The organism is Viridibacillus sp. NPDC093762 (genome assembly GCF_050279675.1).
Taxonomy (GTDB): domain Bacteria; phylum Bacillota; class Bacilli; order Bacillales_A; family Planococcaceae; genus Viridibacillus.
On the sequence record NZ_JBNNUK010000001.1, the window covers coordinates 169,568 to 183,155 of the forward strand.

Here is a 13,588-nt window from a genome sequence, read left to right on the forward strand (position 1 = left end):
GAGTGTATGTTAACGTCCGGAATAGTTCCGGGCGTTTTTCTTTTTGCATGGAACTTGTCAAAATAATATAGATGGAGGCAAGGGAAATGAAAAAATGTATGCTGCTGCTTGTAGCATTATTCGCTTTAGTTGGTTGCCAATCAAATGAGTCAAAAGGAAATGATAATGACTCGAAAAACGCATTAAAAAAAGTAACCGTCGTTTTAGATTGGACGCCAAATACAAATCATACTGGTTTGTATGTAGCAAAAGAACAAGGTTTTTTTAAAGAGCAAGGCTTGGATGTAGAGATCATTCAACCAGGTGAAACTGGAGCAGATCAACTAGTAGCTTCAGGAAAAGCCGAATTTGGTATCACAGCGCAAGAATCAATTACGCAAGCAAGAGTTCAAGGAGTCCCACTCGTGTCAATTGCAGCTATTATTCAACACAATACATCGGGCTTTGCATCCCCATTAGACAAAAATATTAAATCACCAAAAGATTTCGAAGGTAAAACATATGGAGGATGGGGTTCACCAATCGAAAAAGCTGTGCTTGATTCTCTTATGAAAATTGAAAACGCAGATAGTAAGAAGCTAGACATTATCAATGCAGGAGATGCAGACTTCTTTACAATGGTCAAAAAAGATGTAGATTTTGCATGGATTTACTATGCATGGACAGGTGTCGAAGCAGAACTGCGAGGAGAAAAGATAAATATGCTTTATTTAACAGACTATAGCGACAAGCTAGATTACTATACTCCAGTTCTTACAACAAATGAAAAAATGATCCAAAGAAATCCCGAAACAGTGAAAGCATTTACTAAAGCGACTTCACAAGGATATGAATTTGCTATAAAAGACCCAGAAGCGGCTGCAGATATCTTACTAAAAGCTGCCCCAGAATTAGATGCAGAGTTAGTTAAGAAAAGCCAACAATGGCTAGCTGACAAATATCAAGATGATGCAAAACAATGGGGAGAGCAGAAGCTTGAAGTTTGGAAAAACTATGCAAATTGGATGAGTGAAAATAACATATTAGAGGGTAAATTCAATCCTGAAAATGCGTTCACAAACGAATTTTTACCACAATAAGGAGGAGAAAGAAATGGCAAATTCATTAATCAGTGTACAAATTATTCCAAAAACAAAAACTTACGAGGATGTTATACCTTTTGTAGATGCAGCTATCAAAATTATCGACGATGCTGGTGTGAACTATGAAGTGCATCCACTTGAAACAACAATGGAAGGTGAACTTTCTGAACTACTAGAAATTATCAAAAAAATGAATGAAAAGATGATTGAACTAGGTAGTGTAAACGTCATTACTCAAGTGAAGATGCTTTATCAACCAACAGGTATCACACTTGGTACATTAACGGAGAAATACAGAAAATGAAATGGATACGTGAAAAAGGAGGAGCGATTTTTCTGCTCCTTTTCATTTTATGTTGTTGGGAATTGATTGTTCGCTTAAAAGAAGTTCCGGGTTGGTTGTTACCGGCTCCTACAGCCATATTTTCAGAGGCAATCAAAGCGATTCCTACTTTTTCAACCGATATTTTATCAACAACTCAGTTGGCAGTATTAGGACTTACAATTGGAAGCCTCGTAGGATTTATCATAGCGGTCTCCCTACATATGATGCCGAAAGTGCAGAAACTTGTTTATCCGTTACTTATTCTATCGCAAAATATTCCAATCATTGTTTTAGCACCTCTTCTAATTATTTGGTTCGGTTTTGGCTTATTTCCCAAACTGATCATTATAAGTTTAGTCTGCTTTTTCCCAATTGTTGTAGCAGCATTAGATGGCTTTAAAAATACCGCGCCAGAGCTCAAATACTATATGGAAATGGCGGGGGCATCAAAAAGCCAGTTATTTTGGAAACTCGAATTGCCACATTCACTTCCGTCCTTGTTTTCGGGATTGAAAATCTCTGCGACTTATAGTGTCATGGGGGCAGTTATTTCTGAATGGTTAGGTGCGAAAAAAGGGATTGGCGTATACATGACTTTATCTCAGTCCTCGTTCCGTACAGATCGTGTGTTTGTTGCTATCTTCACCATCATGCTATTAAGTGTCATCGTATTTAGCTTGTTACGTGTGGTTGAAAGAATAGTAATTAAAGGCAAACTGGAGAGGTGAGTACAATGTTACTTAAAATGGATCATATCGAAAAGTCTTTTGGTACAACACAGGTTCTACATGACATTTCTATACATGTAGAAGAAGGAGAATTTGTTGCATTACTCGGACCTTCAGGGAGTGGCAAGAGTACAATTTTTAATCTAATAGGTGGAATGGCTACACCAGATGAAGGAACTATTTCTTTGAATGACAAAACCATTCATGGACAAAAAGGCTTAATCGGCTATATGCCTCAGCAACCGTCACTTTTCCCATGGAGAACCGTCATTGAAAATGTAGTACTTATGCAAGAATTATCAGGTAAACCAAATTATGAAGAAGCTAGTGAATGGCTAGAAAAAGTAGGATTACGAGATTTTAAAAAATCCTACCCAATTGAATTATCAGGTGGTATGAAGCAACGCGTAGCCTTTATAAGAGCGTTACTCAGTAACCAAAATATATTATGCCTAGATGAGCCATTTTCAGCGTTAGACGAATTTACAAGAATTGAAATGCAAAAATGGCTTTTATCTGTTTGGGAAGAAAATCGAAAATCAATACTATTTGTCACTCATAGTATTGAAGAAGCAATCTTTTTAGCAGATCGAATTTATATACTAACGAAGCGCCCAGCTACTATAAAAGAAGAGATAAAAGTACCCTTTGCAAGACCGAGAGAGGAAAGTCTCTTAAATACAAATGAATTCTTTCAGCTCAAACAAAAACTGTTTAATCTGTTGAAGGATGAAATTGGGGTAGGTGAGTGAAGTTGATGATAGATGCTCATATCCACTTTAATCAATACAATGAAGAGCAACAAAAGATGATTTTAAAAGAAATGGCTCAATTTAATGTGACACATCTAATCGCAGTATCTACTCACTTAGCATCAAGTAAGGTCAATTTAAAATTAGCTCAAAATGATAAGCGCATCCTACCTGCATTTGGCTTTCATCCAGAACAGGAAATCTTAGAGGAAAGTGAGCAAGCTCAATTGTTTGAATGGATAAGAGCGCATCAGAGTGAGATGGTTGCAATTGGTGAAGTGGGGCTCCCTTATTATTTAAAGCAAGAAAAAGAGCTCCAATATCACCCCTATATCGATTTACTTGAAAAGTTCATCGCACTTGCAGCTGAAGTGGATAAGCCTATAATTTTGCATGCTGTTTATGAAGATGCGCACATAGTTTGTGATTTATTAGAAAAATATAATGTAGCTGCTGCACATTTTCATTGGTTTAAAGGAGATATACAAGTAGTTAAACGGATGATTGCAAATGGATATTTCATCTCCATAACTCCTGATGTATTGTATGAAAAAGAAATTCAGCAGCTCGTAAAGCAATATCCATTAGAGCAAATGATGGTAGAAACAGATGGGCCATGGCCGTTTAAAGGGACTTTCTCTGGTAAGATGACACATCCAATCATGATCAGAGCATCTATTGAGAAAATTGCTTCGATTAAACAGCTGTCATATGAAGAAGTTTCTACTAAGCTATATGAAAATACACAAAAATTTTATCGGTTGAAGTATTCAAGTCCATCTCTAAAAGTTTGACATAATATAGATGGTATCCTCTTTGTCTTTAGGCAAAGGGGATTTTTTGATATTGAGATTAATATGAAAATCAGCAACAAATTCCACAAAAAAAGCCAGAGATTTTTAAATCTCTGGCAGAATCTCAAGCTAAAGCAGTTTTCCGATCAAATAATGTCACACAAGCAAAGCACAGTAATAGGATTCCTGTAAAAATAAAGCTGCCTGTGATTCCAAGTGACAACCAACCTAAAAGCGAAGAGCCCACAACTACTCCAAATGAGAAGAACGCATAGAAGTAACCATAAGCCTTGCCTCGAACCTCAACAGTTGTCGAATCAATCAGTAACGAATTTAATGAAGGGAATAAGAAGGCGAACCCAAAGCCATAACAAGCCATTGCAATATAAAGTAATGTACTTGAATCTGCCTGGCTAATTAATAGTTGGCTTAGCCCCATCAAGCTAATACCAAGTGCTAATGTTTTAATCGGCTTGACTCTATCGAAAATTCTATTAGTCGGTAATAAGAATACAAGAACAGCAACAATGCCAAATGTACTCATTAAAGTTCCGCTCACACGAGAATCAAAACCTAATTCTTGTACCTTTAAAGGTAATAAATAAGCAATGGCTCCTTGAGAAAACATAAGGAAAAATGCGCCTATAAAGGCTTTTAGTGTGCCTGCATTTCTGAAAAAAGCTCGAATTGGAACTTGGACACTAGTAGATGAATCTTTTTTTATTTGAGATGCTTTTAAGATAAAGATGGCTGAAAAAGCGAGTACTAGCATGCAGACAGCTGTAATGTTAAAAACAAATGGTACACTTGTCCGACTAGCTAAAATACCACTAAATGCAGGGCCAGTAATGGCAGCAATACCTACAAATGCACCTGATATGGCACTACTCTTACCACGTTTTTCTTGTTCAGTTTCATTTGCTAAAAAAGTAAATGCTGCTGGAACGATTAAACCTGCTACTAAACCGTGGATAAAGCGAACAACTAAGAGCATGATCGGGGCATCAGCGAACATATAAAGCAACAAAGCTAGACCAGTAGTGAATAATCCCGCTATCAAGACTTTATATGGACCTCTACGATCCGTTAAAAACCCTGAAATGATGTTACCAAATGTATTAGACAATGAATACATACCTACCGCCAAGCCTGTTATAAAGGCCGAAGCTCCAAGCGATTCAGCAAATGTACTCATGACTGGTAGTTGTGTAAACAAATCGAAGAACGAAAAGAAAACAATGACATATATGAATTTTTTCATGTAAAACCTCTCCAACAATTAAATTATTTATATATTATAGCCTATCAATGCCAATCACCCAAATTTTCTTGAGTTTAGCGAATATGCAAAAGGGAAAAAAAGTAATTAAATAATCCTTATACATGCTATAATAGATTGTAAAAAAGAACTATTTTTAATAATTAATAGCAATTCAAACTAACTATCAAGAAAAACTAGAGGTGTTACTATGGGATTAATACGTGCCAATTCTACAAAGCAAAAAAATACCGTAGAAGCAGTCAGAGAAGTTACAAGTAAACTACATACCGAACCTTCATTACTATTATTTTTTACAAGCACTACACATCCATTTCAAGAAGTAACAGCACTATTTAATGCACAATATCCAAATAGTGAAGTTGTCGGATTAACGACGACAGGCGAAATTGGACCATCTGGCTTCTTAGAAAATGGTCTCGTAGCAATGAGCTTTGCGAAAAGTATTGGACAATTAAGCACGGTTTTGATGAACGATATTTCGAAATACCCTGTATTCTCTCGTAATGATCTAATTTCCGCAGCAAAACATATAGGTATTAATTTTAACAGCCAAGCGCTTGAAAAAGAAGGGGTGGCATTAGTATTTCCGAATGGATTAATTGCTGCAGAAGAAAAGATGTTATCAATCGTCAATTCAATATTCCCACATGAGGGTTTCCCTGTTTTTGGTGCAACTGCTGGAGATGATGCAAAATTCATTGAAACCTTCGTGAGCTTAAACGGAGAAGTATCAAGTAAAGGTGGCGTAGTCATCTTTATGAAACCGACTGTAGATTTTGTCATGCTAAAAGAGAATATTTTTACTAGTACAGGGAAATCAATGAAAATTACAAAAGCTGATACTGAGCAACGTATTGTCTATGAATTAGATGGAAAAAAGGCAACGACAATCTATGCAAATCGATTAGGTGTAAAAGAAAATGAACTAGATCAATATTTTATGACAAACCCAATCGGTAGAAGATTTAACAATGAAATTTTTATCGCATCCCCATTCCAAATACTACCGAATGGAGCAATCCAATTTTATTGCCAAGTTTTCCAAGATTCAATTGTAGAGATTTTAGAACCAAAAAACCCAGTTGAAACTTTACAACAAACATTACATACTTTCAAGTCCGAGTTTACTGAGTTAGAGGGTGTATTAGCCTTTAACTGCATTCTAAGAAAACTACAATTTCAAAGTCAGGGTCTATTCCCCGAATTAAATCGAGAACTTGAGAAATTACCTAACTTAGGTGGGTTCTGCAGTTATGGAGAACAATTTAACAAATCGCTTGTTAATCAAACACTAGTACTTTTAGGTTTAGGGAAGAAAAGATAGGAGAGGTGAGCATGCTTAAAAGCTTTTTCAAACAAAAAGAAAATTATTCGGACAATCTAATAGAAGAAATCAACTCTTTGACACTCAAAGAAAAAGAATCAATGATTGATGGGTTGCTTGATTTAGTCGCATTATTAAAATCATCTAATGAAAAAAACGCGAAAGGCGACAGCGTATTTATCGAGCGTATTACAGAAGTTAAAAGTACTGTAGAAGAGGGCAGAACATCTTTGATTACCTCAAGTGATAATATCCAAAGAATCATTGATGAAGCGCAAAATATACATAGTATTACAGCTTCAGTGGAAGCACAAGGTGAGCAAAATATTCGACTAGTAAATGAAGGCAATGAAAATATGGACAAACTCGACTCTCAAATGGATTATGTCAAAGACGTATTTACTAATTTCGAAAAATCCATCGCCGAAGTACAGCAAGAAACAAATGAAATTATAGCTATTACCAATATAATTGCGGGGATAGCAGACCAAACGAATTTACTGGCGTTAAACGCCTCAATTGAAGCGGCAAGAGCAGGGGAACATGGGAAAGGTTTTGCAGTGGTAGCTGCAGAAGTGCGTAAATTAGCCGAACAAAGTAAAAATGCATTAGTGAATGTGAATAAAAAAGTAAATGAAATTGTCGATAAAGTCTCGGCACTATCATCAAATATCGTTGAAAAATCAAAAGAATTCGATCATACGCAAGAAATGACTCGTTTGACCAGTGAATTCTTCGAGAAAATAGCAACATCCGAAAAAGAGCTATTTACAAGTATGTCAGGTATTAAGCTAGCAACAGATAAAACAATGGCTGAAATAATCACATTCCGTCAGGAACTTAAAGAGATTGTCCATTTATCCGAACAATCAACAAAAAGAATTGATGAACTGTACATATTCTCACAAGATAAATTTTTCATTTCAACAGATATGACATCCTATATTTCTCAAGTAAAATACTTAGTTGAAGCATTGAAGAACGACCAGCTTTAATATAAATTCAAAAAACCCCCAATCAATATTAGCGTGATTGGGGGTTCTCTACATATTCATTAGTTTACTATAATGATTAATTTACCTTTATCTAGTTCCTCTTCAGCATTAGCAGCTTCTTCTTTTGTTAAGCCAGCTGCCTCCATCTTATAGCGTAGTTCATCACCACGAGATGTGAATATATTCTTCATACTATTTAAGATTCCTAGTTCTTTAATTCCAACTTCAGCAGTATCTAGAACCTTATTGATATCATCAGATCTTTCTTTAAAGTGTGAGAATACATAGATATCATCACGTAAGTGACCTTGAAGCTCTAACTTTTTGATTTCTTCCAAAGCTTGTACGGAGTTTTCTACTGTTAATTTTAATGTCATTTGAATATCCCTCCGATTTTGTTTTACATATACTCTTTACCCTGAAGGAATAGTATCTAAACAATAAGTAGGGAAAGACCAAGTGTTCAAACAATATAAGCGGTAAAATCCTATACTTGAAATGTGTCTTATAAATAGGATGTAAAACACTTTGGGGAAAGGAGATAAATTGTTTTAATGTTTTTGAAACCTTTTGTCCTTTCAAACGTATATAAAGTAGATCATGATAATTATCTGTGATGAGATGGGCTAACGCTTGTATATCAGTGTAAATATCCAGTAGTGCATGATACACTGTTCAGTGGGGTTAGCACCAAAGAAAAACTACCAAAATTGATGGAGGGTCATACATTGAAAAAATTAGTAGCAGCTTTATTTGCAGCCACTCTTGTATTCTCAAGTGTCGGAAGCTTTGTTTTCAACGACCAAGCAGCAACAGTTGAAGCAAAAGGGTATAAATCAGGTAAAAAAGGCTTCAATACGAACAAGAACTACAATACAAATAACAATAACCAACCAACAAATTCAAATATTCAAAAAGATAAACAAGATACAAAAACAAATAACGGAACATCGGCTACAAAATCAGGCGGTGGCTTCATGAAGGGCGGCCTTATGAAAGGTCTTATGCTTGGTGGACTAGCAGGATTATTATTCGGTGGTCTATTTGGTAACATGGGAGCACTTGGGTCTATTTTAGGATTTGCAGTAAATATCCTTGCGATTATTGTATTAATTGCAATAGTTCGTAAAGTATTTACTATGCTAAAAGCAAAAAAACGTAAAGAGGAAGCGAACCCATGGAACAGATAATTATTCCAGAACAAGATATCATCAATGCAATCTGTCTTTTCCAAGCTCGTAACAAAAACGTTATGCCAGAAGATGTTGAGGTTGAATTGGCATATGATGATGATGAAGGCTTTTCAGCAGAATCATTCATTAGAGGTCAAGTTGAAGCAGTTAGCGAAGCGGGTTTAATAGCGGCAGTTCGTTTATGGATTTCCGAATTCCTAAACCGCGATCCATTCGCTTCAGGAATTGAACTTGTATTAGATGATGAAGAAGGTATTATGGCCGTAGTAAACTAATAAAATATAAAACAAGGCATCACTGATATATAAAATCAGTGATGCTTTTTTTGTTATTTTAATAATAAAACATTAATACCAGCATTTCACAAAAAAATAGGTTTAAATGTGGTAAAATAAGTATGTTACATGAAGTGGAAGAACTAAATACATATAAGTGAAGGAGCTTTAAAATCGATGCAGAAGACTAACAATACCCGTATCAAACTTCTCAAACGGCTTATGCTTTGTTCCGTACTATTAATCCCTTCGATAATAACTTTAACGAAAACAGACATCGCACAAGCGGCTAATTCTACTAACTTACAAAAAGAAAAGGTCGGTTTTCAAACAAAGACAAAAAAAACGACAAAAGCAAAGAAAAAGGTTTCTCAAAGCTATAAGGTGAAAAATGGCAAACTATATAAAGGAAACAAGCTCTATAAAAAGCAAAAGCTTTATCAAGGAATCCTCTATGTAGATGCACAAAAAGCAACCGGTCAGTACACGGTTTCTGGCAATGAACGATATTATAAATCCGGTAAACTTTTTACGGGTCTATTAGAAGGTTATTATTATGAATTTGGTAAAGAGCCTGGAAGATATGTTGTATATAATAACAAACTTTATGCGCCAGATGGCTGGCCGAATGAAGGCTTTAGAATTTATAATGGTTTACTTTACGATGGGGAAAATTTAAATAAAGGTGCGCTTATTTATCAAAGTAAACTATATTACGGAGCAAATATAAATAGTGGTTATAGAATATTTGATGGTGAACTGTACTACGGAGCGTATTTAAGAAACAGTAAAACAGTATATAAAGATCGATTGTATACGAACGCAAAGCCGAATGTTGGTTATACAACTTATAATAAGAAACTATACGATGGATCATATTTAAATGAAGGGTACTTCCTATATAACGATATCTTATATAACGATGCAGATTATAATAAGGGATATACATTATTTGAAGATCGACTTTACAATGGAAGCGAAGAGAACTATGGAATTGCAAAATTTGATGGTCAATATTATTACCATACAGATATCGCAAATGGCAAATACGGCGGAAATCTTTACGAAGATGGAGAATTAGTTAGAAGTGCGACGACTATTAAATCTATTCGTATAGTTGATACAAAAACGCTAGAAATAACATATAGCCAAGCAGTTAGTAATAAGAAGCCTTTAATCAACGTAGAAAAAAATGGTGATCTATATACAATCTCAGCATTTAAATGGAACAAAGCCAAAACAGTATCAACCTTTGATATCTCAGGACCTATCACTGCAGGAAAATATAACATTACTATTTTCGGCATTGATAATATTAAACTGTTCGGTTCTATTGCAGTCGAGGGTGAATCAGCTCTCCATATTGCAGATGCCAATTATGGTTATGAAATGGTAGAAGATTAAAAAATAAGAAACGTAGTCAGTAAACTTCTGGCTACGTTTTTACTTTTTTATGGGTAAATATATTGAAATAATAAAATATCAATCTATATGTTAGTATGATGAAAAACCATTTAAAGTTATATTTGTAATAATTATGTTGAAAATTAAAGTAAGGAAATATTTATATCTAATCCTTTTTATTAACATAATACGCAAAAATGTTATAAAAAATAACCTAAAAAGACAATTAAAGGTAATAATCCAAGTCTAATAAAACTGAAAATTTAAATAATTTAAACATTCTAATAAAAACTGTTCATAGTATAATTTTATTATAAAATATCCATTTTAAGTAATTTTTGAATAACATTTTACGAAAACATGCGTATTTTAATAAATTTTTAACAGGTAATTATCTTGAAATAATATAATTCTATTTTATCACCAGGTGGAAATTTATATAAATTTAATAGGAATATACTATCAAAAACGAACAAAATGGTAAAAAACCCAAAAAAATATTAAGTATACCTTTAGATGTGTGTTAATATAGTCAATAAGGATTACGTAAAGTAAATTTAAAGGATATTTAGAGGTATTAACTACATGACTTTAAAACTTTTAGATAATCCGCAAGTAAAGGAGAATGAATAAAATGGTAAACAACAAACTTAAACTAGTAAAATCGGCTACTGCCTTTGTAATTGGTGCTACATTATTAACAGGATCATTCGCAGCTGCTGGATCAGATACAGCATTCGCAAAAAGCTCATCTTCAGTAAAAGAGAGCAAAGGTAAACTTGTATATAAGAGCACTGGTAAAGTTGTAAAAGGATACAAAACTTATAACAAAGCGCTATATAAAGACGGTAAAAAATTAACTGGTCTTTACAAAAAAACTTATTACAAAGCTGGTAAAAAAGCGACAGGTACTTACAAATCTGTATACTACAAATCAGGTAAAGCATTCACTGGCGTAACTAACAAAACGTATTACAATGCTGGTAAAAAAGCGACAGGTACTTACAAAAACGTATACTACAAATCGGGTAAAGCATACACTGGCGTAGTTAACAAAACTTACTACAAAGCTGGTAAAAAAGCGACAGGTCTTTACAAAGGCGTTTACTACAAAACTGGTAAAGCAGCAACAGGAATCTACAAAGATCAACTTTATGTTTCTGGTAACCTAAGCAAAGGCTTAGAACTTTACAAAGAACAACTTTACAAAGATGGTTCTTTAAACCAAGGTTTAGCAGTTTACAAAGAGCAACTTTATAAAGATGCAGCATTAAACAAAGGTTTAGCATTATTCCAAGACCAACTTTATAAAGATGCAGTATTAAACAAAGGTTTAGTAAAATTCGAAGATAAATTCTACTTCGACGCAACAATTGCTAACGGTACTTATGTTGATGCAGACAATGTAGAGCGTGCAATTGAAAATGGTATTGAAGTTGGAGCTAAAGTTAAAGCTGTAGAGGCGATTAACGGTACAGAATTGAAAGTAACATTTAACAAAACTGTTGACAAAAACACAATTTCTGTTGACGATTTCACTTTTAAAGCATTAGATACTGCTACAAACAACAGTATTACAACAACTTCAGGTTCTGCTAATGTTGATGGAGCTCTAAGTTCAGATGGTAAAACTTATACTATTACAACAAATAACGGAACTTCAGTATTCTCTGGTCGTTATGATGTTGCAGTAGCTGCAGGTTCTATCAAAACAAAAGCTAACGAAGGGTTTGCTAAATACGCTGAAACATTAACATTCTCTGATAAAACAGCAGCTTCAATTTCATCTGTTACTACTAAAGCAACTGATGCTACAACTGCTGACGTAGTTATTGAATTTAATGAACAAGTAAAAGATGCTGGTACTTTAACTGTAAATGGTAAATCATATACAGCAACAGGTTTTAAAGCTGGTGATACAAAAGCTACATTCGCATCAGTAAAAGTTGATGCTAGTAAATCATATCCAGCAGAATTAGTAGGTACAACTGATGTTGCTGGAAATATTGGTGGAACAATTTCTACAACGGTTTCTTCAGTAGAAGATACAATAGCTCCAACAGTAGCAATTTCTGCTAAACAATCTACTATTACTTTAAAATTCTCAGAACAATTAAAAGCAGCTCCAACTGTAACTGTTAACGGTAGCACAATTGCAGCAAACCCAGATGCAACTGACGCTACAAAAACTACTTATACAGTTGATGCTTCTACTTTATTAACAGGAACAACATTCCTAAATAATGCAGCAGTAGTTGTTTCAGCTTTCGCTGACGCTTCTAATAATGCTGGTAAAACAACTAACGCAACAGTAAATCTTACTACAGATACAACAGCACCAACTTTACTATCTAAAGAATTAGTTAATAACGAATTAGTTCTTAAATTTGATGAAACTGTAAAAGATGCAGCAGGTGTGGTTGATGTAACTGGACTTAAACTTTCATTTGTAGATGCTGATGGTGTAGTTACTCCATTAACAGGTACAACTTTAACTGGTGCTAAAGGTAAAGACCTTAACGGAAACGGTAAAATTGATACTAACACTGATGAAGAAAAATATGTAGTAGTGTCATTCGCTGATTCTAAAAATCAAATTCTTGATACTAAAGGTAATTTAGTAAATGGTAATTACACATTCTCATGGGCTAAAGGTGGCTTTACAGACGCTGCAGGTAATGAAGTAGCTGCTGGTTCATTTACTTTATCACCAAAAACAAGCTCTTCAACATCAGCAACAGTAACTTATGATACAAAAGCTACAGTTTCTGGCTTAACGCTTAAAAATACTCAAATTTTAGTAACTTACAACGAAGTAATGTCTTCAAGTGCAACTGCTGTAGAAAATTACAAACTTGCAGGTGCAGCATTACCAACAAATACAACTGCAGTATTCTATGGAGATAAGCAACATGTATTAATTACATTACCACAAGGTTCTATTGCTTCTAATGGTACTCGTACATTGATTGCATCTAACGTAACTTCTGCTGCAGGTAACACTATTGCAGATACTCAAACTACTCAATCTGTAGACCTAAAAGAATCTGTATTACCAACATTCTCTTCAGTACTTGTTAATAGTGCAAATCAAGCAACTGCAACATTCTCTGAAGACCTTAAAGACAATGCTGCTCCTAAAGGTGTAACAGTAAAAGTTGATGGCGTTGAAGATAAAGCAGCGAAAGTGGAAGCTAAAGGCGGTAAATTAGTAATCACAACTGGTGTTTCTTTAACTTCATCTTCTAAAGTAACTCTAGTATTTGCTTCAACTGATTTAGCAGATGCTAACGATAACACTGTAGCAGATAACTAGTATTAAAATCCACCCCTTACCTTATTGGGCAAACGGATTCAAAGACTCCTATCTTTTTCGGAAGATAGGAGTTTTTTTGTTTCATAGCATTACCGAAGGTTTGCATGATAACAGCCAT

At 34.5% G+C, this 13,588-nt stretch carries 13 protein-coding genes; 11 read left to right on the forward strand and 2 right to left on the reverse strand.

Annotated elements, in window-relative coordinates; translation table 11 throughout:
• The first annotated feature begins 86 nt into the window (after window positions 1-86).
• Genes ACQKM9_RS00750 through ACQKM9_RS00770 form a run of 5 tightly spaced genes read left to right on the forward strand, consistent with a single transcriptional unit; the run spans window position 87 to window position 3,681 of the window.
• Window positions 87-1,079: an ABC transporter substrate-binding protein gene (locus ACQKM9_RS00750; RefSeq protein WP_427731762.1), complete on the forward strand. Its 993-nt coding sequence runs from the start codon at window positions 87-89 to the stop codon at window positions 1,077-1,079.
• A 13-nt stretch (window positions 1,080-1,092) separates the two neighbouring features.
• Window positions 1,093-1,386, forward strand: a complete 294-nt coding sequence (locus ACQKM9_RS00755) for a thiamine-binding protein (RefSeq protein ID WP_427731764.1) — start codon at window positions 1,093-1,095, stop codon at window positions 1,384-1,386.
• Window positions 1,383-2,135, forward strand: a complete 753-nt coding sequence (locus ACQKM9_RS00760; RefSeq protein ID WP_427731766.1) for an ABC transporter permease — start codon at window positions 1,383-1,385, stop codon at window positions 2,133-2,135. Before ACQKM9_RS00755 ends, ACQKM9_RS00760 begins: the two co-directional genes overlap by 4 nt.
• Window positions 2,136-2,140: 5 nt before the next feature.
• Window positions 2,141-2,887 carry an ABC transporter ATP-binding protein gene (locus ACQKM9_RS00765; RefSeq protein ID WP_427731767.1) on the forward strand — a complete coding sequence of 249 codons (747 nt, stop codon included), beginning with the start codon at window positions 2,141-2,143 and terminating at the stop codon, window positions 2,885-2,887.
• 5 nt (window positions 2,888-2,892) lie between these two features.
• Complete coding sequence (locus ACQKM9_RS00770; protein WP_427732781.1) at window positions 2,893-3,681, forward strand: TatD family hydrolase; 789 nt, start codon at window positions 2,893-2,895, stop codon at window positions 3,679-3,681.
• Between the two features lie 124 nt (window positions 3,682-3,805).
• On the opposite strand, the gene ACQKM9_RS00775 is transcribed toward ACQKM9_RS00770, so the two are convergent.
• The gene (locus tag ACQKM9_RS00775; protein ID WP_427731769.1) at window positions 3,806-4,942 is read right to left on the reverse strand and encodes an MFS transporter; all 1,137 of its coding nucleotides are present in this window, start codon (window positions 4,940-4,942) and stop codon (window positions 3,806-3,808) included.
• Between the two features lie 208 nt (window positions 4,943-5,150).
• Here ACQKM9_RS00775 and ACQKM9_RS00780 point away from each other — a divergent pair, with 208 nt between their 5' ends.
• Window positions 5,151-6,287, forward strand: coding sequence for an FIST signal transduction protein (locus tag ACQKM9_RS00780; protein ID WP_427731771.1), 1,137 nt, complete (start codon window positions 5,151-5,153; stop codon window positions 6,285-6,287).
• 11 nt (window positions 6,288-6,298) lie between these two features.
• Window positions 6,299-7,282 carry a methyl-accepting chemotaxis protein gene (locus ACQKM9_RS00785; protein WP_427731773.1) on the forward strand — a complete coding sequence of 328 codons (984 nt, stop codon included), beginning with the start codon at window positions 6,299-6,301 and terminating at the stop codon, window positions 7,280-7,282.
• Between the two features lie 59 nt (window positions 7,283-7,341).
• On the opposite strand, the gene ACQKM9_RS00790 is transcribed toward ACQKM9_RS00785, so the two are convergent.
• The gene (locus ACQKM9_RS00790; RefSeq protein ID WP_427731775.1) at window positions 7,342-7,659 is read right to left on the reverse strand and encodes a general stress protein; all 318 of its coding nucleotides are present in this window, start codon (window positions 7,657-7,659) and stop codon (window positions 7,342-7,344) included.
• A gap of 351 nt (window positions 7,660-8,010) precedes the next feature.
• Between ACQKM9_RS00790 and ACQKM9_RS00795 the strand changes: the two genes are divergently transcribed.
• The 4 genes from ACQKM9_RS00795 (at window position 8,011) to ACQKM9_RS00810 (ending at window position 13,470) form a co-directional block, all read left to right on the forward strand.
• On the forward strand, window positions 8,011-8,472 hold the full coding sequence (locus tag ACQKM9_RS00795) for a hypothetical protein (RefSeq protein WP_427731776.1): 462 nt from the start codon (window positions 8,011-8,013) through the stop codon (window positions 8,470-8,472).
• The gene (locus tag ACQKM9_RS00800; protein WP_427731778.1) at window positions 8,460-8,750 is read left to right on the forward strand and encodes a DUF2653 family protein; all 291 of its coding nucleotides are present in this window, start codon (window positions 8,460-8,462) and stop codon (window positions 8,748-8,750) included. Before ACQKM9_RS00795 ends, ACQKM9_RS00800 begins: the two co-directional genes overlap by 13 nt.
• Window positions 8,751-8,927: 177 nt before the next feature.
• Window positions 8,928-10,154 carry a hypothetical protein gene (locus ACQKM9_RS00805; protein WP_427731780.1) on the forward strand — a complete coding sequence of 409 codons (1,227 nt, stop codon included), beginning with the start codon at window positions 8,928-8,930 and terminating at the stop codon, window positions 10,152-10,154.
• 634 nt (window positions 10,155-10,788) lie between these two features.
• Window positions 10,789-13,470 carry a hypothetical protein gene (locus ACQKM9_RS00810; RefSeq protein ID WP_427731781.1) on the forward strand — a complete coding sequence of 894 codons (2,682 nt, stop codon included), beginning with the start codon at window positions 10,789-10,791 and terminating at the stop codon, window positions 13,468-13,470.
• Window positions 13,471-13,588: the final 118 nt, after the last annotated feature.